Origin of the sequence: Microscilla marina ATCC 23134 (assembly GCF_000169175.1) — a bacterium.
Taxonomy (GTDB): domain Bacteria; phylum Bacteroidota; class Bacteroidia; order Cytophagales; family Microscillaceae; genus Microscilla; species Microscilla marina.
In genome coordinates this window covers 35,019-60,986 of the sequence record NZ_AAWS01000055.1, presented here as the reverse complement: position 1 = coordinate 60,986, position 25,968 = coordinate 35,019, and the positions used below count along the sequence as shown (strand labels likewise).

17 protein-coding genes are annotated in these 25,968 nt (G+C 35.9%); 4 read left to right on the top strand and 13 right to left on the bottom strand.

Annotated elements, in window-relative coordinates; translation table 11 throughout:
- A partial coding sequence (locus M23134_RS31420; protein WP_157558746.1) for a hypothetical protein occupies positions 1-1,102 on the bottom strand: 1,102 nt, incomplete at its 3' end.
- Positions 1,103-1,313: 211 nt separating this feature from the next.
- A complete protein-coding gene (locus M23134_RS31415; protein WP_002703582.1) occupies positions 1,314-3,251 on the bottom strand; it encodes a glycosyl hydrolase family 18 protein in 1,938 nt (645 codons plus the stop codon).
- Positions 3,252-3,606: 355 nt separating this feature from the next.
- On the opposite strand from M23134_RS31415, the gene M23134_RS31410 reads away from it, so the two are divergent.
- The 3 genes from M23134_RS31410 to M23134_RS31400 are packed head-to-tail and all read left to right on the top strand — an operon-like array spanning position 3,607 to position 9,058.
- Positions 3,607-4,317: a hypothetical protein gene (locus M23134_RS31410; protein ID WP_157558745.1), complete on the top strand. Its 711-nt coding sequence runs from the start codon at positions 3,607-3,609 to the stop codon at positions 4,315-4,317.
- Between the two features lie 41 nt (positions 4,318-4,358).
- Entirely contained in the window at positions 4,359-7,574 is a 3,216-nt protein-coding gene (locus M23134_RS31405) for an MFS transporter (protein WP_002703580.1), read from the top strand.
- Between the two features lie 41 nt (positions 7,575-7,615).
- Positions 7,616-9,058, top strand: coding sequence for a hypothetical protein (locus tag M23134_RS31400; protein ID WP_002703579.1), 1,443 nt, complete (start codon positions 7,616-7,618; stop codon positions 9,056-9,058).
- Positions 9,059-9,187: 129 nt separating this feature from the next.
- On the opposite strand, the gene M23134_RS31395 is transcribed toward M23134_RS31400, so the two are convergent.
- The 11 genes from M23134_RS31395 to M23134_RS31345 all read right to left on the bottom strand — a co-directional run bounded on the left by M23134_RS31395 (position 9,188) and on the right by M23134_RS31345 (position 21,436).
- Positions 9,188-9,919, bottom strand: coding sequence for a hypothetical protein (locus tag M23134_RS31395; RefSeq protein ID WP_045114720.1), 732 nt, complete (start codon positions 9,917-9,919; stop codon positions 9,188-9,190).
- 15 nt (positions 9,920-9,934) lie between these two features.
- Positions 9,935-13,690 (bottom strand): baseplate J/gp47 family protein, encoded by a 3,756-nt coding sequence (locus M23134_RS31390; protein ID WP_002703577.1) that lies wholly within the window; start codon positions 13,688-13,690, stop codon positions 9,935-9,937.
- Between the two features lie 35 nt (positions 13,691-13,725).
- Positions 13,726-14,136, bottom strand: coding sequence for a GPW/gp25 family protein (locus tag M23134_RS31385; RefSeq protein WP_002703576.1), 411 nt, complete (start codon positions 14,134-14,136; stop codon positions 13,726-13,728).
- A 30-nt stretch (positions 14,137-14,166) separates the two neighbouring features.
- Positions 14,167-14,364 (bottom strand): PAAR domain-containing protein, encoded by a 198-nt coding sequence (locus M23134_RS42805; protein ID WP_394330671.1) that lies wholly within the window; start codon positions 14,362-14,364, stop codon positions 14,167-14,169.
- 97 nt (positions 14,365-14,461) lie between these two features.
- Entirely contained in the window at positions 14,462-16,402 is a 1,941-nt protein-coding gene (locus tag M23134_RS31375; protein WP_002703573.1) for a phage baseplate assembly protein V, read from the bottom strand.
- A 41-nt stretch (positions 16,403-16,443) separates the two neighbouring features.
- Entirely contained in the window at positions 16,444-16,677 is a 234-nt protein-coding gene (locus M23134_RS31370) for a DUF5908 family protein (RefSeq protein ID WP_045114718.1), read from the bottom strand.
- A 32-nt stretch (positions 16,678-16,709) separates the two neighbouring features.
- Positions 16,710-17,501, bottom strand: a complete 792-nt coding sequence (locus M23134_RS39210) for a phage tail protein (RefSeq protein WP_002703569.1) — start codon at positions 17,499-17,501, stop codon at positions 16,710-16,712.
- 139 nt (positions 17,502-17,640) lie between these two features.
- A complete protein-coding gene (locus M23134_RS31360; protein ID WP_002703568.1) occupies positions 17,641-18,108 on the bottom strand; it encodes a phage tail protein in 468 nt (155 codons plus the stop codon).
- Positions 18,109-18,158: 50 nt separating this feature from the next.
- A complete protein-coding gene (locus tag M23134_RS31355; protein ID WP_002703566.1) occupies positions 18,159-19,763 on the bottom strand; it encodes a phage tail sheath family protein in 1,605 nt (534 codons plus the stop codon).
- An 11-nt stretch (positions 19,764-19,774) separates the two neighbouring features.
- The gene (locus tag M23134_RS31350; RefSeq protein ID WP_002703564.1) at positions 19,775-20,803 is read right to left on the bottom strand and encodes a hypothetical protein; all 1,029 of its coding nucleotides are present in this window, start codon (positions 20,801-20,803) and stop codon (positions 19,775-19,777) included.
- 93 nt (positions 20,804-20,896) lie between these two features.
- Positions 20,897-21,436, bottom strand: coding sequence for a DUF4255 domain-containing protein (locus M23134_RS31345; protein WP_002703562.1), 540 nt, complete (start codon positions 21,434-21,436; stop codon positions 20,897-20,899).
- A 536-nt stretch (positions 21,437-21,972) separates the two neighbouring features.
- Here M23134_RS31345 and M23134_RS31340 point away from each other — a divergent pair.
- Positions 21,973-25,917, top strand: coding sequence for a contractile injection system tape measure protein (locus M23134_RS31340; protein ID WP_157558743.1), 3,945 nt, complete (start codon positions 21,973-21,975; stop codon positions 25,915-25,917).
- Positions 25,918-25,968: the final 51 nt, after the last annotated feature.

Below are 25,968 nucleotides of genomic sequence, written 5' to 3'. Positions count from 1 at the left end.
TGAGTGTGGTACCGTCACTATTTGTACGAACCAACCCCATAACAGAGCTACCAAAGAAATCAAAAGAACCTAGTAAAAGGTAGCCTTCACTTCCTCCATTTATGGCTTTTACAAAACGTCCACTATTTACACCATCAACGTCTTTACCTAAATCTCCAAACTCTTTTACCCAATCCATAGTACCATCGGCTTTTACTTTCATCAAAAAAGCAGTAGACGCAGTGATATTATTCGTTAACGCCTCTCTTTTCAAAACATTGGTTCCTGCTACTATATACCCATCAGACACAGGCTCTATACTTTCTGCAATTTGCTCGTTTTCTAGGGAAATTACATACTCTGCCAATGACTTTCCGTCTGCATCTACCTTCACTATGTATACATCACCGTTATCGTTCAAATTGGTATTGCCAACAATTACATAATCTTTCCCATCAACCTTTATCTCAGCACCTGTTTGATTCTTGCTATCTAGTTTTCCATAGTTTTCTTCCCAACGTATTCCACCAATATCATTCAAACGAATAATTCTTGCATCAGTGTCATCAGGTAATCTTTTCGAGGTTCCCACCCACAAGAAGTCATTCACATCTGCTCCGTTGAGTTGAGTAGATATTTCGATGATATTGCCTAAACCATCTACTGCATTTGTGATTCCGTCAGACTTCTCAAATACTACATCTCTATTATTATCAATTTTAATTGCTTTAATATTATTATTTTGGGCAATTGTTCCATCACCAGTAGTTCCTATCATCATATACCCTCCATTGATTGCTGAGATATAATACCCTTGATCTGTTTTGGTTGTAGTGGCATATTCTTTATAACCTAACTGTGTACCACTTGCATCAACCTGGTAGAGTAAAAAATTAGTCGTATCACCCTTAGTTCCTTCTCCCAATACCAGGAAGTTACCATCTACCTCTATAGCTGAACGAGCCACCGTCACATTGCCATCATTAGTAGAATCAATCCCATAGTGTTGTGTCCACTGTACGTTACCATTGGCATCTGCTTTTGCCAAAAAAGCTTGTTCATAAAGATTAAATGATGTAGTAGAACCCACAATTAGATAACCACCATCAGTGGTAGAAACCATTGCATTTGCAGTTTCGTTTTTAGCACTCCCAAAAAACTTGATAAACTGATTTGTATTATTTGGTTCAGGGGTTTTAGTACATCCTGCAAAAATTAACAGAATTAATAAACTATAAGCCAGCTTCATAAATCAACTATTTTAATTACTTTCCTTTAGAATGAGTGGTTAGCTCAATGTTTTAAAATATTACTTAATTTTATCTTAATCACTCTTAGGGTAGTTCCCTTTCTGATAAAGATCGTCGTGTGAGCAATAGAAATACAATGGCACCAACAACAAATCCAGCCATTACCAATATAATAGGTGTAGTGTGTTTAAACTTGGTAAGCACTAATGTAACTAAGGCAAATGCCATAATTAAAAACAAGATAATGCCTCCTTTTAAAATTAAGTTTAAGCTACGCTTCAAACGACAACCATGCCTGTATATTACATAAAACCCAGCGAATGCAGGCCCTAATAATAATACAAGCATTGAGGCAAAATAAGAGGGATTTTGTAACGCTTTTGCAGGATTTCTTATCAAACGCATGATTGAGCTTCGTATTCTGGAGAAAAACCCTCTGGCTTTTATGTTAGATCCTTTCTTCTTGGCATCTAGTTTAGGCAAAGGCTTCGCTATTTTTGATGCCAATGCTTCCCATAATTTCACACTACCATTGTCAAAACCAAGTGCCCATATACCTACCCCTCCTATTTTTTTACTAATGATCCAGTCATATTTTTTAGCCAAAGACAAGCTGTCTTCATACCAAATCTGGTGATATTTTCCATCGATTTTGAATGGATAATACATCGACATGCTTTCGGGTTCTTCATACCCTTCTGCATTTCCCAAAAACTTTTGAATGTCAAAGTAAGTTCTGTATTTCACAAACTCGCTGGCGCTCGCTGAACCTAATTTATCTGTGATCCACTCTCCCCCATAATAATTTACAGTAAGTAGTAATTTTTCAGCAGTAACACCAGAAGCGAGGTATTCATCAACTGCACGATTCATATCATAGTCCCACCATTTGCCTCCCGACTTAATTATGCTTAAAGGGCCTGAAATATCTTGTGTTTTTTCGCCATAAAATTCATTTCCTGACAGTACAAAAAGATTTACGTATTTGTCAAGCGCTCTTACATCATACGCATCATCAAAATTAATTGGAGGCAAAGAAATAGTAAGCCAAGAGTTTTTTACTGCTTTTCTTAGTTGTGACGATAAGTCAAGTACAAACTCAGTAAACGCTTGTTTTTGATCGCTACCCAGTCCTTCAAAGTCAAGATGAACTCCATGTGCTTCACGCTCTTTAAGTAAAGCTAAAATGATTCTGATAAAATTGGTTTGAGCTGCTTGGTTGGTTAAAAAGGCCTTGTTACTCTCAGCCCCACCAAGGTATACACTCATTAGTATCTTAGTATTGTATTTTTTAGCCTCAGTAATCATTTTTGTACTTTTCCATTCTTTGATAGCCGCCGGATTGGTATAGGTACCACTGCCAGGGTCTAATTGATAAGAGAAAAAGGCTACTGCAGAAAGTAATGAGAAGTTATAATTTTTATAAGCATCTTTCATCCAGTGTGGATGCCAACCAAAGGTTTTAAGTTTATCTTTTAGTTTATGCTTTTTATATTGATACAGGGGGTGCTTGGATTTCCCAAACTTTAGCTTTCGCTGCAAGCCCGCCTGAAAACTTTTATCTTTGTTAGACTCTTGATATAGAAAATTGAGTACTTCCTGCTTGACAGACAAGTATCTGGAAGCAAAGTTAGTAGTGTCTATAGAACGAATGGTATCCTTTTTTTCTTTAGGCTTTCCATCGTCTGACAACTTTTCCATCTCAATAAAGTGGCTTGGGTCAAATACTGGCGTTGGTTTTTGAGTGGTTCCAGTTTCGCCAACACCACCAGGTACAAATGTTTGTTTTTTATCGTAAAATGTTCCGGTTTGGGTTGTTTTTTTTTCGTTAGCCTTCTCTGCATCAGCCTTGGCTTTCTGCAGTGCTTCTTGTGCTTTTTTTATACTATCAGCTTTAGCCTGTTTTGCTGCTTTGTTTTTTTGATCAACTGTTTCGTTTATTTTATCAACTATTTGGGCAACTACAAAGTTGTGGCAAGCAAATGAGATAAAGATTATGGTTAGTAATTTCTTCAATGCCATCAAAATAATATTTTTGGTTCGAAAAGATAAATTGAATTAAAGATTATCGTTATTAATTTGTTCACGGGAAAACTCTAATAACTTTAGTTGTTTGATAAACTAAGTCTTAAGATATGATTTTGTAATAGTAATTTTTGTGCTAAATTCAAGGGAATTGAAAAAAGCATAATGCCTGATACAAAATTCGTGCTTCCTTAGCTATAAATTACTTTTTTTTAAAAAATGTTTGCTTGATGTAATGTTTTATATTCATATCTCATACAATTTCAAACCTTGTAATTTATATTTGTGCAAAAATAAATAAATCTAGCCATAGAGTAACAAAATTCCCAATAAAAAAACATTAATTTGTGTTATGAAGAAGGTTTTTTTCTTAATTATACTATCACTTTTCGCTTTAGGGAGTGGTCAAAGTCAAGATTTGCCAACTAGTCCTCCCCAACCACCTCCACCTTGCGCCAAAACTCTTGAAGAAATGGCAGTTAGTTATCGAGGTACATCACTACAACAGATCGCTTATAAATTGTTTGCAATCAAGTACAAAAAAGACTGGGTATTGGTGGTACTTGATGAGAAACAAAACTTTTATACTTTCAAAAAATCACCTGATGGCAATGAGCTTATTAGAAATTCTAAGTTATTTGACGATAATATATGTAAACTAATTTCGAGCAACACATTAGATATAAAAATAAAACCTAAAACCATTGCTCAACTAGACTTGGCCTGCTACTATAAATTTAACCGTGCAGGCAGGCGCTTTTACAATTCACTGATTGCTCTGGATGATCCTAGTGCAGGTAAAGGTTTTTGGGATGCTGTAGCTGGAGTATTAGTATTACCCATAAAAGGACTTGCTTTTATATTTGTAAAACCTTTCCAAAAACTTTTTGCTTCGAAAAAAGGTGCTGCACTTAAACAAGTAGATACAATCAAAAAACAAAAAGATAGTATTGATAAAAAAATGAAGACGCTGGATAGCAAAAAGAAAAAACTAGATGACTTGCTGAAAAAGATGAAAAAGCTTGAAGAAGAACAAGCAAAAAAACTCGAGCAAAAAAAATAAAAATCTTAACCCCTATTTAACAATCCCCATTTCCTAATGTTATGAGTCAGATCAGGCAACTAAATAAAGAAGTAATGCACCTCTCTATCTTTGGTAGTTTTATTGGAGCTGCATTGGCTTTTTATGACATTGGAGCTATTACTTTGTTTTTACAAAAGTTTAGCGCAAGTCAATTACCAGAAGTTTTCATTATTTCCGGAATATCAAGTATGGTACTATCTGCTATATTTATCTATTCTCAGCCTTACTTCTCATTCTCAAGCCTAACCAATGGTTTTTTTATACTCATAGCATTTACATTACTTGCTATATTTACCAGCGTCTACCTCAACCTACACCCCAATGCAATACGTTTTGCGCTTATATTTATGGGACCTCTCAATAGTATTGCGCTATTGATATTTTGGGGCACATTTGGGCGTATATTTAACGTACAAGAAAGTAAACGACTCGCAGGAAAGGTAAGTGCAGGCTTAGCTATCGGGCAAATTATTGCATTGTTTGCTATTCCTCAAATTCTCAATATATCAGGTCTTTCTACTGTATTGCTGTTATTTCTTAGCGCTTTTTTTATTACAATAGCCACCACCTACTCCATTATAGGCATAAGCCGCCGCTACCGTTTTTTAAGTGTATTGAACGATAGCGCACAATTGATTAGAAGTACCAACAATGCATTTAAATTACTTAACAACCGATTTGTTCTATACCTGGTCTTTTTTGCTATTTTATCCATTTTTGTTGCTTTGTTTTTAGACTATTGGTTCTTATCTGTTGTCGAAACAGTATACATACGCTCTGACGAACTCGTAGACTTTTTATCAATATTTGGAGGAATTGTAGTATCAGCATCATTAGTTGTAAGCTGGTATGTGTATCGGTATGTAGTAAACCGTTTTGGACTAGCCCAAAGTCTTCGCCTTCACCCAATATTGCTTATTATTTTTATATTCCTGACGCTGGCTGCTGCTTACGGATTAGGCTATACACTAGACGCCAAAAGGTTTATATTCTTTTTTATCCTGCTTATGACCAGTAAGTTTATCCACGACGTGTTAAGAAACGCCATTGTTTCACCTATTTATCGATTATATTTGCTCCCCATTGATGTAAGGCTAAGATTTGACACTCAGGCTAAGTTGGAAGGGTTTGCGCAAGATTTAGGCTTTTTTCTGGCAGGCATAGCCCTTTACCTGCTATCAATTTATACCAGCATATCTGCCATGGATAATATCTACATTGCACTAGGGTTGCTGGTCATATTAATTGCTATCATCAAACTAATGCACGGCGAGTATCAGCGAATTATTCAACAAAAACTGGGAGAAGAGCAAGAAAGCCAAGAAGTAGGCTTTATTACTCTACCAGAAAAAATTGTACAAGAAATAGATCATCGAGACACACCTCAAATTCCAACGTTCTTAAATATTCTTAACATACTTGATCCTATTATATATAAGCAAGCTATATTAAAATTATTAACTTCAGAAGATACTGTTATTCAAAAGACAGCCCTTATAGAAGCTTCTAAGTTTTGTATTTTAGACGCACTACCTATTCTTGAAAAAATCATGGAGTTAAGGTATTTCTCAGTATTGGATAATGCAGAACTCATTCGCCAAACCTATGATACGCTTCAAGGAGCAAAGTTTCGCCTTGCAAAAATTAAATATATCGAGCAACTTACGCAGTCAAAACTATTCCTCGAACGTGTATTTGGAGCTATTTTATGTACCTACGCTGATGACAGCATCAAAACAAAATTACTCAATAAATTATTTCGTGATCCAGTATCACTGGTAAGGTATTATGCAGTGGCAGCATCGGCGCACGCCAGCAACAAACAATTGCATAATTTTATGATAGAAAAGCTGGGCGAACCACAATACAGCAACGCCGCTTTTGCGGCAATTGTAGCCACTGGTGAAGGCCTGTTCCCTTCATTAGATTCTGCGTTTTATGCTACAGGACAAAAAGAAATTGTACAGCTACGCATTGTACAAGCTTATGGTTGGGTAGGAAGCCAAAAAGCAGTGGATTTACTGTTACCAAAGATCAATTACTCAAACCAAAATATTGCCTCTATGGCATTAGAAATGTTGGGTAGGTGTGGTTATACAATTGAAGACTCAAAAGCGGTTCCTGTAATCATAGAACTCGAAGAGGTATGTGGAGTAATTATATGGAATATGGTAGCGTCACAAGTATTAGACAATGCCAGCTGTTCTGATATTCTCAAAAATGCTTTACTTTCTGAAATTGATTATAACTACGAAAAAATTTACAGCTTACTATCTTTACTATACGATACTAACAAAGTAGCACTTATTAAGAAAAACTTAAGCAGTGGAGATCCTGAAAAAGCTGAATTTGCTTTTGGATTATTAGACATGATGCTAAAAGAAGAAGTCAAACCTATGATTCTTCCAATTTTAAGCATTAGTAATTTTGAGGAAAAAATCAATCGTACTCGCTTTGTCCTTCCTACCAAAGAAACAATGGATAAAAAAGAGGTGCTTATTGCTTTAGTACAAAGGGACTATAAATGGGTAAACAAATGGACAAAGGCTTGTGCAATTCGCGAATTATTGCAAGATGGTAGCGAAGAGAATGTGGAGCTTTTGGTATCAAACATTGTAAACCCTGACATTATCCTAAGTGAAATTGCCTGTGAAGCCTTGTACCAACTTGACCGAGAGAAGTTTGAAATATATGCACAAAGGTTTCAGTTTAAAAATCAGTACCTCACACTCAAAGAGGCTGCATCTAAAGTAGTAGCAGCCAATAATAATGATGAAGCCGAAAATAGTAGCGAAGTAATAGGAGGGCAAAGTATTAGCAGCATTGCTCCTAATATGAAGTTTGACATTATTACTTTCTTTACAAGTATCAACGAACTAAAAAATATTCCAGGACTTGTGCTCTCAGAAATAGCAAAAATTGCTACGTTACAAGAGTTTGACGCCCAAAAAATAGTGATGATTTACGATAACATAGAAGACATGGACTACTATGTGATCTACTCAGGTGAATTTGTTTTGAAAAATAAAGAAAAGGGAGAATTTGCTCGATTTGAGGCAAAAGAAATGGCACATAACTGGCATTTTATCAATGAAACAATCAGTAATGTAGAGCTTGTAACTACCCAACCAACTTCTGTCTATAAAATATCTAAAGAGCTTTTTAACGAGTTGCAATCATTTCATGATGAAATTCCAAACTCAATTTTAGACTATACTAAGACCATCGTCGGTTAATTATTAAAAGGGCTTGATATAATTTCCAAAAATTGAATCTCATGAACTCAACGATTAATATTGTAACAGTTGATTATACTTCTGAAAACGATAAGTGGCATAAAGCTTTCAAAAATTACTTGGCCTATGCATTAAACGAAAAGCATAATATTACCATATATTGGCAAACAATTGAGGAAGTACTAAGTAATACAAGAAGTGAAGACATACCTACTTTTATTCTTGGCGTTTACTCTGCACAAAATATACAGAACCCAGAATGGCAAGAGCAAGTGGCTCAGCTTAACAACTGGGGTAAAGAATATAACAATGCTCATTTTTATAAAATTTTACGGGAAATAGTAAAAGTTGACGCTATTCCAGAAAATTCGGAAACAGCAAAACAAATAGCTTTTTATGCTCACAATACTAAATCAGGGGAACTTATCTCAGAAGAAGTATTACTTTCAAGTAAAATTAACCAGTTTTTATTTAAAACTTTTGAACTAGCCAGAGACATAGCATTACAGGTAAAGCAAATCAGTAGCAGTACTCAAATATCTGACTCCCCTGATAGAACAACTATCACTCAACAAACAGTTTTTTTGAGTCAAGTAAGCCCTCAATCGAGCCCTCTTAGAGAAAAACTTAAACAAGAACTCATTAGCCAGGGATTTAGGGTAATTCCAAGTGTTAATTACTCTATTCATCCACCCACAGAAATAAGAAGTGTTATATACAATGACTTAAAACAGTCAGACCTCGTAATTCACTTGTTTGGAGAAGAAATAGACCACCGTCAAGATGGAGTAAATAATACAATTGAAGCTATTCAGAATGAAGTTTCTGCCAAATACTCGAAAGAACAGCAAGAAGATGACGAAAATGTTCGAAAGCGTGTCATTTGGATAACTAATAGTAAATTAGACAATGAACAGTATAAACGTTATATCAACAACCTAAAGATAGAAGAAAACCTCCATATAGGAGGAGACATTTATAGATGTACTATAGAAGAGTTAAAAGATATTATTTTAAGTAAGCTAAAACACCACAATACTATTAATAACGATGATGATGCTATTGATTTGTCACAGGAATTTATAGAGGGGCAAGTGTACCTGATGCCTGATGTAAACACCACCAGTGATATGCACCTTTTCAAAACATTGTTGGAAGAACACGGCTTTAGTACTGTTTACCTTAATAATCCTAAAACTCAACAAGAAGCAAAAGAACAAAATGAAGCCTTTTTATTTCAAAGTGAAGGAGTAGTAATTATTCATAACGAGCATAATATACGCTGGGTTCGCGCCAAAGTAAATGATATATTTAGGATAAAGAGTAAAGGAAGGAAAAAAGACTTTAGATTTAAGATAATATTGTCTCGAACTATCGATCAATTACCTCAAGAACCTATTTACAGGGATATTCAACTTGTGCATCCTGAGGCAAAAACAAACCTGGATTTTTTGGGAGCAAAAATTTTAGAGAAGACGGAATAGGTAGCTGGTTAAAAAATTTAGCAATCTTTTACTTGAGTAAAATAGTGAATTTTGCACTATCCGCCAACAAGTTGTAAATCCCGCACAGCGGGAATATCTCATTCTACTGGAACACTTTATTTTTGCGTTTTACTTAGGACTTTCATCCATCCATTTGTCAAACCATAAACTGGAAATGTAGTATTTCACATAAAACTCTCCGCCATAGTTACAACGAGTACGCATTTCCAGATTGTACTTATAAGTTGTTCCAGTCCATCTCAACTGTATTTTATTACACTTTACACCATAATAAGCCTGTGTAATGTTAATCTTATTCTTAGATTTACCAAAGGTACTCAAAGCCATCGCGTGTATTACAGAATACTTCCCAGTCTTTTTCTTACCAACACCCGCAGCTACCTCTAATATATGACACCCATCTAACTCAGTAAGTACAGGATGCCACTTTCCATCAGCAAGTACTTCTCCTTGATGAAAAGTACCTACACGCCCTATCATGCCTATAGAGCCATTCACATCCAACTCATACTCAGGGTCATTGTTATTTACCCCTACCCTTCCATCATTCTTTAGAGATACCACACTTTCTCCCCGATTGTTGTTAATATCAAGGTTGGCTGTTCCACTGTCAATCTCTATACTCCAGGCAGGGCTTTTATCTTCAATACTCTTAAAAAAGCTCATTAACTTTTTTGAACTGCCAATAGGTGATAAGGTCAAACCATCATCAAGGTTTTTAGACAAACCATCATCCACTTTGTTAATCATGGAATCGATTAAATCATTAAAATGGCGTTCTGAAGGCATTTGACCTTTACGGAAAAAGCTTTTAAGTGTATCTCTGTTCTGTAGCGACATTGCTGTTAATCTTTTTTATTCTTGTATAATAAAATCACTGCCTAATTCTAGGTCATCAATACCTGCTTGTGAAGGCTTAAACTCAACTCTTTCGTTCAATATAGTAATCTGATGATCCTCAGAAGGAATCAATACAGACCAAGGTTTAGTAGCCTTGAGGAAAGATTGTTCATCGCCTGCTCGTGCAGTATCAAGTAGTACAAACTTACCCAAAAAGTCTTGAGCAACCTGAATCATTGAAAACTTTGTAATAAAATCTACGTAAGGCAATGTTCTCATAAAACTCAATACATCAGATATATTGATCTTTCCACCGAGTTCTACTGTACCTTGGTTGGCCATCAAACCACCTATCAGGTATTTATTTAACTCTTCGTTCAGCTTTTGGATATAAAAACCATAATTATACCCTTCTGCCAGCTTAATTTCACAGATAATTTTCAACCTTTCGTATGCAGGGTTCCTGATCTCAAGTTGAGTAAACGGTGAAATAAACTTTTGCAAATAAGCTTTAATGTCATACAGCAGATCACTGCTGGCTTTAGGCTCTAGGGATTTACTGCCTTTAGTTTCAGGAACAACAACCAATAGTACGCTTCCTGGTGCATCCAAATTTTTACTTGACATATTGGGCAAACAGGTGGCTTTGTATACAGCAGGAAACTTTTCAAGAATCAAACGCTCATAGTCCCAAGCTGTAATAGCCCTTTGCTTATGGTTTAAGCGTTCGCTGATACGTGTATAAAACTTCTCTTCTTTTTCTGTTGGCTGTCCTCCAAAAGACTCTAGGGGTTGTATAATGTCCTGAATACCATTAATACTGCCATAAGGACGGTCAATCGTAAAGGCAGGCAAAGGCTTTTGTAAGTGGCTCCCCATATCTTCGTTTGGTATCAACTTGGCAGTAGTTACCTGAGTAGATATATTTTGCACCCTTGATACAGTTTCAATATTTTTAATGACGGATACTTTCAGCCAAAACAAATTTCCATCCAGAATAGTATTTCCTTTTTGTATGCCATAAGGAAGTTCTATTAATATAATCCCAGTATTTATAAAACCGTTAGTTTCATCTTTCAATATTTTTGAAGGAGATAGCACCTGCCACTCATCATTCACCAAATAGCTCCACTCAATTACAGGAGGATCTTCCTCTGAAGAAATAGTAAAACCTTCTGCCATGTCAAACATTAGTGACACCGTTTGTGGGGGGTTTAAGTTAGTAAAACCAACTAATAAACTTCCTTCAAAGTTAAATTCAGGTAATAAAGGGGTGATCTGCTTAGAGCTATCTGGATAAACCAACTTATCTCCAAAAGGATAGATATGATAAAACTGCCCACGGCTATTATCCTCGTTTTTCTGGGAACGCTCATGCAGGGTAATGGCCGATGAAGATGAATAGCTCAAAGTCAATTTACGCACTTGCGGAGCCATTGGAATATTAGGCATTTGCAAAGGCTTCGACTGCGCAATACCTTTTTTAATGTTACCCACAATGCCTCCACTAGCATTTTGCATAGCAATATCAGAAACTATGGCTGGGTATACCTTATGACCAAAAGCTTCTGGTGGGTTAGTAAGTTCTAGCCTAATAAAACCACGGCTGGTGGTGTTATCATAATCTAAGTCGTCATTTATATCCTTATAGTTAGGCGGTAACTTAATTTTAGATATATCTATATAATCAATTGATGTTTCTTCTGCTAACTTACCTTGTGGCTGAGGCTCGTTGGGATGAACCCCTTCCTCTTCTGTTCTAAACAGTTTAAACATTTGGCGTTTTTCCCCTTCCTCCGGATACCATCGCCCATTGTCCAATATGGATAGTTTTACTTCAAAAACATTGTTATCAATGTCTAATCCAGCATAATTTTCATAATAACTATGAAAGCCACCATTATCTTCTGGCAAGTTGAACCACTCAAAGGTAACGGCTAAGTCATCTAAAGGTTTTTGAAATATCTCACTCTTACCTACTATTAAATATGCCCCTCTGTTTGGCTGGGCACCAAAAGGGTAAAAGGGGTTTGCGGGGCTTATGGCTCCTTCCTGATTATACATCAGTAAATCTTTTACTTCACTTACTTTAGTTTCAATATTGATTTGATCTAAAGCCAAGGCATCGAGTAAAGAATAGCCATATATATACGAATTACTATTTAGTACAACTTTAACCAAAGGCAGTTCAGCCTTAAAGTTACCAACATGTAACTCAGGGTTATAGTGTACCCAGGCGGGTTCAGAAGGCTCTAGGTCGAAACGTAAAACAAGTTGGGCATTCTCTTTATCACGAGTAACTACATACTTTGATACTTGATGCCATTTTTCTTCGCCTGTGATATAAATAAGAAAAGCATCAATAAAACTTTTAATAAAAACTTCTTCTTCTGTATCTTCTGTAGTGTGACTAATATCCGCCAAATACTGGTTTAAGTTTTTATAAGACTCTTGGTCAAATTCAAAAGTAATACTTACTTCTCGTTTACCTTCGCTCAGTAAGAAACTGGGTGATGCTATTACAAAGCCTACTTCCGCATCTTGCATTGTTTTTTCATAAACACTTTTATACATTTGGCTTTCACCAAAAGTAGGATAGTTTTTTTGAATCAATGTTTCAGCAGAAGGGATTACTTCGTTGCGCGGAATATCAGACGATAGTATATTGGTAATTAACTTCTTAGGAATACCACGTATATTTAAAAAACGTTTGTCTATAAATATGTTTTTAAGGGTGTGAACCTTAGCCCTATTTACCTGCATTGGCAGGTCTACTTCATACAAAATACTTTCACCACTTTCATATTCTCCTGCAATCAATTTCTCACCTGTCTCTATATTAGAAAATAAAGCATTGTCAGCAATATCAAACGTTAAATATACATTATCGTGTATTGGAGACTTTGGAGCTTGGCGAAGCACTGTACGATAATAAAAATCCACATATTTTTTAGATAAACTATTCAGGTTATCTTGTGCTACACCATATAGCTTAAGGAAAGAAATGAGAAGGGCTATTTCGGGATAATGAGTGTCATTAGCAAACGATTGGGCAATATAATCATCCGCTTTTTTCTTAAAGTAAATTAAGGTTTCATAAAAAGCTTGAAACACACCATCCAGTTTATATGACAACGACTGTACTTTTTCTTTGATAGATGCCCCAGCAAATACACTATCTATACTGTGTGTCTCTTCTTTGTCAAGTTCCCAGTAAAAACTGAATGAACTATAGTCTAGTCCTATCTTTGTATCCAAGGCATCTTCATGACCTGCCAAAAAATCATATGCTTTTAGTTTTTGTAAAGCAGGCGCCAACTTAGTAGAAATAGCATTAAAAATATCGTCACGAACATTTACTTGAATATTTGCAAAGTGTTCAACCGACTTCAATTCCATTAACCAGTGTTCAAACAGGGATGCTAAATAATGGATTTCTTCAAAACAAAGCCTCAAATATTGTAGCTTTTTATCTTTGCGTTTAAAGTAGTTAGCTTTATCCAATAGTTTACGAAAACGGTTTTCTGCACGTATAGGGTCCACTTGCTTGATTGAAGCAAGTACTATAATTTCATCATTCAAAAAGTCTGACCAATCACCATCAATTCTATTGTTTGTGCCATAAAAATTGACCAGCTTGGAAAAGCTTGAGACAAAAAGCAATAAATCTTCTAATGACCTTTCGTCTAATTTTATATAATCAAAATCTAATCCGTCAAACAGGCGTGAATCCTGGCTAGTACTATATCTACCGTTTTGTATTGTATCCATTACCAGTATTTATTTATCAACTATAGGTAAGCTATTTATAAATCAGTTCCTTCTATTATATAATATGGATATACCATATTGGTTCGGGTATTGGTTTTTCGAATCGTATATACCAACGTCACAAGTAACAACCCTTCCTCTTCAGAATCTTGTTCTACATTTACCTCGTCTAAACTTATACGAGGTTCAAAGTTGAGCACTGCCCGACGAATAGTTTCTTTCAAATAAGTTGTTGTATTCACATCGATAGGCTCAAAAATCATAGATTGAATATCACTTCCATAATCTGGATATATGATTCTTTCACCTTGTTTGGTTGACAGTAGCACAAATAAGCTTTGGCGAATGTCTTCCTCCTCAGAAACCATTTCTACACTTTTAATACGTTTATCAAAAGTTGGAGGAAATGCCCACCCTATACCTAAGAATGTTTTTTTATGTTTCATTGAACTTTATATCATCAGTAAAACTTCTTACTAGCAATTAACTGTTCCTACTGTACCCGTTGTAGTGGCACCTGTAGCAGTAGGAGCTCCCATTAATGCAATTGGTTTTCCTTTTATAAGAACCGTTGGTTTAAGTGGCGGTATTACAGGACCAGTAGGACCAGATTGGTCAGTGATTGTACAAGCCGGCTTATTTTTAATAAGAACTGTTGGGCTTGTAGAAATCATTGTACCAGCTCCTGGCACACCTGCCAGAGTGGGGCCTGACGTTGGATCTCCCATTACAAGAGGCATTGGCATATTAGTATAATTTAAATTAAATATTCTAACCTAGATTTAGTGGTGTACCTTTAACTGCTGCGGGTCCACTAGACTCAACATTTACCATGCTTTTTCCCTTAACAGCTACTTGTGCACCTTCTGCATTGAAAGCTACTTTAGCTTTTGCATTAACATTTTGACCATCTACGGCCACATCAGCTTTTGCTTTTATTGTAATCTTGTTTGCATCAAGTAAAATATCATCTTTAGCTTTTAAGGTAATATTTTTAGCAGAGTCAATCATTACCCCTTCTTCTTCATCCAATTTGATAAAAGTTTTATCAAATAAGATCTGGATATTTGGCTTATCTTTAATATCCATTGAAATTTGATATTTTTTAGCATTTAACGCTGTTTTTCCATCATCACGACTGGCAAGAGTCATTCTTGTTTTAGCGTCATCATCAAAAAAATCTAACACAAAGTGTTTGGTAACAATAGATTTATGCAAATTCTTTTCATCAGGTTGAGCAGCTCCTTCCTTCACCTCAGCACTTGGCTTACTAACAGGACTATATAAACATCCTAATATTACCCAATAATTTTCATCTCCTTCTATAGGTGTGAGTATTACTTCTGATCCTACATTTGGGAAAAACAGCATACCTTCTCCTTTATCCTGTGCGTCTTTACCTAGTCCATTCCCTGCATAAGGCTGCACCATACGTGCCTCTACGATTTTATCTCCAAACTTATGAATATTTACCTTAATTTTATAAGTACCGTTAGCGTCCTCATGGATAGAGTGAACTACACCCAAAGTAAGGTTACCAGAAGCAGAAGCACCTTCACCAGAAGAGCTGCTGCTGGAACTCCCCAAAGAGCCTCCTGTTGAAGCTCCACTACCTGTAGCACCTAAACCGTTGCTTTCTAAACCAATCTTGAGAGTTGTTACCCAGTCACTGGCTATTTTATGCTCTATGCCACCTACAAAGTAAGATTGGCTATACTCTGTTGGCAACCCTTCTACCTCCACCATCGTTGCCAGTTCTACTTCATTACTTCCAGATATTACAATTTTACCCGACTTAAAACCCAGCAAGTTTTGAGTTTTACGGGTTTCTAATATATTTTCCATATCTGCTTTGGTGTGTATATGTGTACCAGAGATGTACTCTGGGATTTTATTCACATCAAAGACAGATCCTGAATCGGAGTTTAAGTATTTTGTAAAAGATCCGTATAATTGTTTAGCAGTTTTTGTATCTTCTAATGGTTTATCAGGACTCTTTTCGTCATAACCTTTAATTTCAATGGCTCGCAAACTTGTGGAGGCTTCTTTTACCTCAAAACTGCGAAGGTTTTTACCATATTTAATTTGAAAGTCAGAAGGCGTTTGGGCAAAATCAGGAGCCTCTATAGAGAGCTCTTTATCATTAGGGACAGCAATATAGTTAGATAAATTATCCAAAATATATTTCCAGCAATTGACTTGGGGGTCTAAAATGATTTGATCTTTTGCTTCTGCTTTTGATTTGGATGTGTCTTTTACTTTGCCTTTTACTTTAGATTTATGCTCATTATTCTTCAAGACAAAGTCTACTGCTTCAATTGGTTTCTTTTTCTCTAGTACATCCTTTAAACTAGTCAAGGTCAAGTACTTTGCTTGATTGAAACAAGTGACTGTAAATTTATTGGGTGAGCCTAATTTTAAATCTTGGTCAAAAATATATCCCTCAAATAAAGGGGTTTTATCAATTACATTGTTGTAACCAGCCTTGATCACCACCTTGTTCCATTGGTCAAACAACCCAGACTCAATTACTGCAAACTTCTCGTGTTCAGCCACTCCTCCATCAACAAAGGTAAGAATTGCTCGGGGTATTTTATTGATGCTTTTTTTTATCTCTACGGATGTTAATAGAAACTCTCCAGGCATGGCTGTAGAGCCATCTTTGCCTGCAAAAACTTGTACATTTACAAGGGTCTTTGGAGTTTGTGCCATATTATTAGATTTTGTACTAATTAAGAAGGTTTTTCCATTGATTAATCACTTAACCTGTATTCAATTTCAGCTATTACCCGATCAATGCATTCTTCTATAATAGCTTCTTTATCCAAGGATGTTAGTTTTGTATCTTGCTGTAGGTGGTTTGTTTGTTCCTCTACATTTATTTTTATAATCAATTCTTTTATCTCAATGGGCATATAATAATTCATGTGAAGTTTAAAAATATCATCCCCAAAGTACACAATCTTTTGAGACCAACAGGCATGCATGAAAACAAACAATCAATGCTTTTACTTTTTAATTATGTGTTGTCGTCAATAGCATCGTTAGCATCGTCTTTTGCATCTTTAATATCATCTTTTGCTTCATCAGCTTTGTCTATGACTTTTCCCACTGCATCTGTACCGCCTCCTACTGCAGCAGCACCCGCTGCTCCAACAGCTGCAGTATCTACTACATCACTCGCTGCATCAGTGACTGCGCTAGTAGCAGCTTTGGCTATGCTTCCAGCACCACCTATAGCAGCCGAAGCCATAGAAGCCATTTGAGCGGCTTGGTTGGCTTTCACTAACATTTCGATAGCCTTATCTCTGGTAATACGCTGGTAACATAATTCAATATTTTCGATCATCAACTTACCAGTCATAGCATCAAAACCTGACACTTCATACTTTACAGGATATGCCCTTTCCAGCTTCCACGCTTTGACAGGTGAATGTTTGTTATCCAACAACATTACAGTGACATCTTTAAGCGTAAATTTATAGTCTAAACTTGTCAAACTTTCCTCACACCAGTTCTGAAGAACAGAAGTAAGCGTAACCAGTCCACGCTTAAGTACTAAGTTAGAAAAGTCTTTGCCTTTGGGCAGTTTATATACTTTTTCATTCTCTCCTCCTTCTACTATCGTCTCAGTTTGTACTGACCCTGATAGACCAGATATTTCCATAAAACTGTTATCATAAGCAACTGCGGCTGCGGCTGCCAAAGCTCCTTTTGCTAAACCTCCCAGGGTTAGTCCACTTCCTGTAGGAGAGTCTACTATTTTTAGAGTAAAATGAAAACCAGGAGGTGGTTGATATAATCCGAACATACTAATTTATTTTATTCTTTAAGCACCCAAAAGTTTGATAATAACAATTTATGAGAATCACTGGTAAGCAAAACTTGGTATTATAAAAGAACCTGCCGAAACCAATTTTCGGCAGGTTTATTTGTCTTATTTTAGATTATTAATCTACGCCTTCAACGTTGATACCTTCGTGCGCAAGCTCAATAGATTCAACAGCGATTTCGTTCGCAGTAGAGTTCAAGTCAGGGTAAGTAACACTTACAGGGAACGCTCTAACGATGGTCCAGGTCATTACTGCAGCCTGGCCAGCATCTAGTAGTTCAATAGTGATATCTTTACGAGCTTCACCCAAGTCATCATTACTCAAGTTATCACGTACTTCTTTCATCCACTCAGAGAATTGCTTCTCGTCTTTGAACACACCACGCTTTAAAGTAAGGTTATCAAACTTCTGTAGTCCAGGAACTTTTTGCATAAAGAATTCCACGCTATCGCCACCACGATAATCGATAACTTCTACAGTTTTTTTCAGACCAGAAACTTCTTGAAAGCTACCTATGTCTTCACCACCAATAGTTACTTTAAAGTGAAACTTAGGTATTGGCCATTTAGAATTAGCATCTGCCATGATATAAATATTTTAAATTATTGCAAATAATAGTTGTAGGTTAAAAATGATTAAGATTCTTGCATTTTCTGCTGGAAGGTAATTACGATAAATTCCGCAGGGCGAACAACAGCCACCTTTACAGAAATACGCATAAAACCATCTAAGATATCTTGTGGAGTCATAGTGTTTCCTAAGCCTACTTCTACATTATAAGCTTGATCAGCAGTAGCTCCTGCTAAACCACCTGCTCTCCATACATCATTTAAGAATGAATTAATCATTCCACGGATCAAAGTCCAAGTGCCGTTGTCGTTTGGCTCAAATACATACGATTTAGCTGCATTTTTAACAGACTCCTCAATGTAAAGCATTGTACGACGAACGTTGACATATCTCCAGTCTTGGCTGTTACCATCCAAAGTACGGGCACCCCATACTACTGTTCCTTCACCTACGAAAGAACGGATAGCATTGATAGATTTACCAGTAGCAGTAATGTTTAAGTCTTCTTGCTCAGCATTAGTTAGTTTAACTACAGGAGCAATTACACTGTTGTATCCTACGTTTGCAGGAGCTTTCCATACACCACGGGCATCATCTACAGAAGCATAAATACCAGCCATCCCCGCACTTGCAGGAAGAATGTTTAACTGTGCTCTTACGCTATTTGCAACTTTCTTGAATGCAGGACTGATAGTAGTTAAAGTTTGATTTAAACTTTCTTCGTTAGTATCAGTAGCACTAATTTTCTTGATTTCATTTTTAGCTTCTTCAGCACGCTTTGAATCAGCATTGATTTCACCCGCTTCTGCGCTCAATAGTTTTTCTAAAACATCTGCATTGCTAATGTTTTTGAAACTAACTTCGTCTTTTTGAACTATAGAAGTGTAGAGCCAAGGGTAATAAGCAGCACCAAAGTTTAGGTTGTTGTTACCAATACCTTCACGGAATCTAGTAATCACATCTTTAGCATCGTAAGAACGTTTCTCATATCCTGAATGAACATCTAGGATAGCAAAACGGTTTTTCATCTTTTGACCACATTGCATCAGCATAGCCTGCTGTAAAGCATAGCAGTCACTAGCCTCACACATTACCGCTTCTGGGATAACCAAAATAGTAGGCTCTTGTTCACCTACAAGGGTGTTCAATGCTTCTTCTAAAGCTTTTTTAGAAATTGCATTTACTTGCTTACTACCACCTTGTGGTTTTTCAGGCACTTTTTTGTCACCAGGCTTGGCATTTTTATCGCCAGGCTTAGTTGCTGCTGGGGCAGATTTAGCATCTGCATCGCGGTAATAACCACCAGCACTAACGATGTAACAAGTGCTTCCTCCATTTGCGAAGAAAAGACGGATGCTATCATAAAGTAAGAAACGTGAATCACGTTCAGGTACTACTTGGTATTGTTTACCACTTACCTCAAAGTCAAATTGTTGTGGGTTAGCCTCAACAATGTTGAAAGAAGCTTGAAAACCACCACCAAAAATGTTGTGGTATTCAGTAAGTGAACTAATACGAACGGGAGTATTTACAATACCATGCCCGTTACGAGTAGTTTTAGCAGTGTAACCAACGAAAGCAGGAACTGCTGTCGGCACTGCAGCTACGGAGTTAGGAAAAGCATTCTTTTCCTCAATATATACTCCGGGAGTTGCTACGTTTTTAGCCATAACGCTTTTGTTTAGATATAGACAATTATTTCAGAGTAAAACTTTAGATTATCTGATGATGGTTTAATCAACTCAGGAGATGGTGCAGGAAGTAACTTCTTGATAATTTTTGAACCGCTTACCAGCTCAAAAGAACAATTAGGTCGTTCCTTCATACTCAAGAGTTGATTAGACTCGAATATATATGCTTGTTGATTATAAAATTTACCTTCTACGGGTTTCGAAAATGTCACTTTGTCTTGCCCCTCAATCATTCTGACCTCTAAGTTAGAAGGATTTTCATATTTGGGAATAATAATATATCTCCAAACAGTTTTACGTTCTTCAAATGAAACCATAAAGTTGTATGGTTCATTTTTCTTATTTTTATTTATTTGCCCTAAGATATTATCCAGCATTTTCTCGCTCCAGTTTATCTCGACCCATGCCAGTGGTTTAGGTACCAAGTTTTCATGAAAAAACAGAAATGATTTTCGTTCACCATTAGCCACCAATGTATACATGCCTTCAGTAAGGTTCCGGTCACGGTAAGAAAAATTTTGTTCTGCTTCTAGTTCTTGTGTATGCACGATTCCTCCATACTCATCAAGGAGTTGTACTTTATTTGCTTTTTTTTGTATAGGAAATGGCACTTGCCCATAAAAGACGGGTAGGCAGTCTTCATTAGCCACAAAGTCACGTGCGTGAAGCAATGAACCCTGATTTTCTGAGTAGGAATTGCTTAAGTAAACAATGTCTTTGCTAATGTTTTTGGGTAATAGTGATGTATAATTAATAAAGTGTAGATCGTTTTGGTATAGCCAAAAAGAAAACTTGAGTGATGCATGTCTTCTTACGAGGTATTCAAACGCATCCATTTCATGATGACTAAAAACCATGGCTTGAGCACTGTTTTTATAGTGCAAACCTAGTTTTTTCATCAAGTGTAAGGTATGATTACTAGGTTTAAGCGAAAAGTTTCCTCCAAGCCTGTTTGAAAGATAATTATGCTCTATTGCTAATGTAAATAATGTTCCAAATCTTAATTCTACCTCTAGCATATATTTTGTAGTAGTGAGGATTATTTAATAGTAGTTGTTACGATTATACCTCCTTAATTATTGAGGTCTTGTATATATATAAAACTATAGCATCTAAAAATTAATACCACCTATCCTTGGAAAACTACCCATGTTATTGTTTTCTTCTATAGGGAACAAACGAGCCTTAAAAATCAATGATGGAGAGTACTTAGCACCCAACATAGAGAATATATATTGGACTTGTTGGGTTTCATGATTTATGAAATCGAAAACCAATTGACTAATTTCATCTGGCAACTTTGAATTTTGATGGGAAAGTACGTGGTTATGTTGAAAGAAGCTCAACACACTTGATATATAACGGAGGGAATCCGTATACTTTGATTCTTTACCAGCAAAGGATGTTATCAATAAATATAAGTTTATAAAGTAAGGAGCACTAAGATTACTGGTACGACCATTATTTACGTTGCGTTCTTCTTGAATATTGATAAGTGTGATTACAATCTGATCAGTGTTTTCATCAATGGCTGATTTTCCGTCAGAATTCACCAAATTAGAAATATTTATTTCAGGAGCATTGTCACTATAGCTTGATCTAAAATATTCACTCATCGCTTGTGCAACAGCATCAAGGGTGGATAAAATCATTTTGCGTTTAGGTTTTTAAAGCTTTGTTCTTACTGGGTGTGAAGGTAATAGATTTTCTGCAAAAAAACGATAATTTTCGACAGTTTTTCTACAGTTCTTCACACTATTTTTTGTTCTATACTACTTAAAGGCTGATGGTATTTATTTGTACTCACAAAAATAGTTTTTTTTTAAATTCTTATGCTAACTCATACTTTTACTAGTTCAGAAATCAAGAAAATATACTATAAAATCTAACTTCAGTTATAAGGTGTGAGGTGTATATTTTTTAGCAAAAACTTTCTAAATCGTGTCAGCTTTGCGAGCTACACTTTAACAAAAATAACACCAAAAACTCAACATCTTTTTTTTTATTTGTATAACACATTAAAATAGTAAATTTATACAAACTAATACCATTGAAATGTAGCTAAGCTATACCTATCATAATCAATTTACCTTCTTCCATTCATACTTTTGTCAAGCCAAAGAGTCTCTATTAATTTCAAATGCCTTACCTTTGTCTGTCTAATTAAAATATAATCCATTGAACCCTTATGAGTGACCCAAATAAACAACATCATTCTATACAAGAGATGCTTTTTGATGTTCAGTTTAATTCAGAAAAAGAAGCTTTTAGGTTTCAATATACCCTCAATCATTTAATCAAAGACAGATTATTAGCCATTACTGAAAAGGTGTTAAATGAATTGGTGCCTGCACATCAGCTCATTCAGGTTAAATCACTGATTATTGACTTGGAAACTGTTCCACTCAAACACTTTGAAAGAGACTTGCCTGAATTATATGAAAGACAATTGCGTGAGTCGTTGGGAGCTTTATTGTTTAGATTAAAAGGTGTAAGTTACTCAGCTGTAGATGATGCAGAAATTAGCTCTCCTGATGCAGGCTTATCTAAAGCACTAGGCATTTTTCTGAAAACAGGAACCCTGCCTTGGTGGGCTAAAAATGCGTGGCAAGCTTATTTAACACGAAACAGAGAATATACAAGCGAAAAATTAGAGATCACAAAAATATTTGAAATTGTATTTCAATCGACCCCAGATTTACTTATACAGCTCATCGAGAAGTCTCAAAATGATCAGCAAGTTTTATACCGTCTGGCAGATCAAATTCCTAACTACCAACTACTGGAAGTAATAAAGGCTATATCACCTGAAAGAAGTACCAGACTAAAACGAATTATTCAAGACTTTGAAAAAATAAGTTCTCCAAAGTTTTTGTCATTAGTCCAAGAGCAAGTAAGGGTTGTAGTTTGGCAAGTGATTTTCCTTAATTGGGGTTCAGACGAGGAGGAAGTGATTATACAAAAAATTTTAGATAAATTATTGACCTTAGCTAATCAACCAATTCAACAAGTAGAAGCTTTTTTTTTCCAATTAAGCATAGACAAACTCTCACTTAACCCCCACTTAGCATCTTCATTACAGCAACTCACTACCACAGTATCTAGAGAAAAGCTACAAAAAGAAGTCTATACTTCTGACGAAAAAATTCACCATTTACTATTACAACTTCTTTCGGATGAAGAAGCAGAAATTGTAATGGCATACGCTAAAAATGTTCAGGGAATACTTAAGCACTTGTCAAGACAACAAGTATGGGAAAATATTTTGGACTATTTATGGGAGAGCACACACAAAACTTTCAATATCAACCTGCTTTCTGCCAAAGTATTGCCTCAACTTACCCATAACTGGGAGCAAGCAGCTAAACAATTACAAATTACTTTTGATCATCAGACACTCACTCTGAAAGATTTTTCAAAAGATATTATAGAGGCTACTCAAAATGCTGATACCTCTGAACGAATTAAAGAACTTTTGGGTCAAATAGTAGACACCAATCAAGTAGAGTGGTTTTGGAAATACGGCAATACTCTAACCATTTTATTAGATGCTACTTCTACTCAGGTTTGGGAAACTATTTTGGATAGTTTATGGGAGCTAAGAAGGCAAACTTTTACTAGACAACGGTTTTTAAAAAAAACTTTTCCTCAAATTTGGAAAAAACTTGTTCCAAAAGTTGCCATCCCTAGCAGTATACCCACTTTGCAAGACCAAAAAATGTGGGCTATTCCCCCTATTCCTGTTCTAGAGCAACTGGCGCAAGAAATAAAAGAAGTAAAAAATATTTCTGCTCAATACTGGGCAACAGCACTGTCAACCAATGAACTTACACAAGATGTAGTATCTGGTAAAACTCAGCCTACATCACAAGAGTCAACTACACTTTCATCATCTGAAGATTTCCCACCCTCAGACAATGAGGCGACAAGTTCAACATCTTCGGAAAAACATGACACACAAGACATAAAAAAAACTGAGATGAGCCAGGCACTTGATGATGGGAAAATCATTGAGCTTATCGAGCAAGTTTTACCTGGTCAAAGTAGCTGGATGTCCGAATATGTAAAAGTAATCACTCGCGTATTCAAAATTGAAGAGAAAGTTGCTTGGGAACAAATTATTGATCTTCTGTGGGAAACCCGTCAAGCTGGTTTTGAACGTAACCTTTTTCTTATCAATAGTTTTGCTACTATTACAGATCACATTACCACATCACTAAACACTTATGAACGTTGGCAGTTTAAAAAAACAAAAATTCAAGAAGTACTGAGTCATTACCCTGAGTTCATAAAAGCAGACCAAGACGTAGTACTAGCCTCATTGTACCAAGATGTTAATCAAACAAGAAAAGCTTTTTTACAACAAAACATTACTACAGATGTTCAAGAAGTGATAGAAAAGCTTTTTACCAAAGGAATATTACCTGCAGTAGCTCAAGTACAAAGAAGCCTGGCACATACTACCGATCAACCCGTTGTTTCTTTAGAAGAAACCATTGCAAACTTGGTTGAAGCAGCTTTTAACAACCAATACTATAGTTTATCTCAGCTACTTAATGTTCACATATTACAACGTTTTATTGAACAAACATCAGAGGAGTTTGTGTATACATTGGTCACCCAAATCATTGAAGTAGAACCATCTGTATACATTTCAGATCGCCTCGCTTTATTTTTGCAAAACATCCCAGCGTTTGAAAACTGGAGCTTCATAGGAGGACGAGGGTTTAAAGGTGAAACTCCGCCCTATACGGTGGATGACAAAACACCAAGTACTAGTAAAGACAAAATAGATGATGATACAAAAAGTGGTAAACAAGTACAGGATGCTAAACGAAAAGAAGAAAGTACTGATGATACAACCCAAGAAGTAAGTCAGGGGCAAACCATTGATGGTGAAGAAAAAAGAGAAAGTACTGACTCAGATCAAACCATTGGTGATAAAGAAAAAAGGGAAAGTACTGACTCAGACCAAACCATTGATGATAAAGAAAAAAGGGAAAGCATTGACTCAGATCAAACCATTGATGGTAAAGAAAAAAGGGAAAGTACTGACTCAAACCAAACCATTGATGGTAAAGAAAAAAGGGAAAGTACTGACTCAGACCAAACCATTGATGATAAAGAAAAAAAGAAAGGTACTGACCAAAATCAAAGTAAAAGTACTGATTCTTCTTTACCAATTATTGATGCTGAATCAATAATAGAAGATATAGATTTACTGATTTATTATCTACGCTACTTTTTAATACAAAAACAACTTCCCAAGAACATTATAAATGCAGACATTAACATTTGGCTGACAGCCTTGAAAACAAAGTATTCTACCAACTTTCAACACTTTGCTCTTTCACTTTCTTCAGCTGAAATAGATTTACTTGCTAAGCAAACTCCTGAGATTATTCAATGGGTAGATGATGTATGGGTACAAACAACCAAACAAAAGAAACAAGAAACAGATGATGCTGTTGAACAAAGTAAAGCTGAAGCAATCGAGAAAGAAACTTATGAGCGAATAAAAAAAGAAATATTCAAATCTGCCAACGAACAACGTAAGCAAGTAGTTGATCAGCCAATGTATGTTAATAATGCAGGTCTTATAATTTTACACCCATACCTGCTGCGTTTATTTGAAATGCTAAAACTCACCGAAACTACAGTAACAGAAACACCTTTACCCCAAAACCCACAAAAAAAGAGAAAGAAAAGTAAGGTGGGCTTCAAAGGTGATACTGAAAAAGAAAGAGCTGTATACATATTACAATATTTGGCAACAAAAACAGAGGAAGCAGGAGAGCATGAGTTAGTGCTTAATAAGGTCTTATGTGGAATGGAAATTACAGACCCCTTTATTTCTGGCAAGGTCCTTCTTACTGATGAAGAAAAAGAAACTTGTGAAGAATTGCTAGAAGCCGTAGTACAAAACTGGAGTATCCTCAAAGATTCACCCGCAGATACACTTCGTGGCTCGTTCTTTATTCGTGAAGGAAGGCTAGAAATAAAAGAAGGCAACTGGTTTTTGAAAATAGAAGAAAGTGGAGTAGACGTATTGTTACAACAACTGCCTTGGTCAATAGGGATGATTAAACTGCCTTGGATGCCTAAAGTAATGAATGTAGAATGGTTGGTATAAATTTATCAATAAAAAAAGCAAGGGTGGATAATCCACCCTTGCTGAAATATT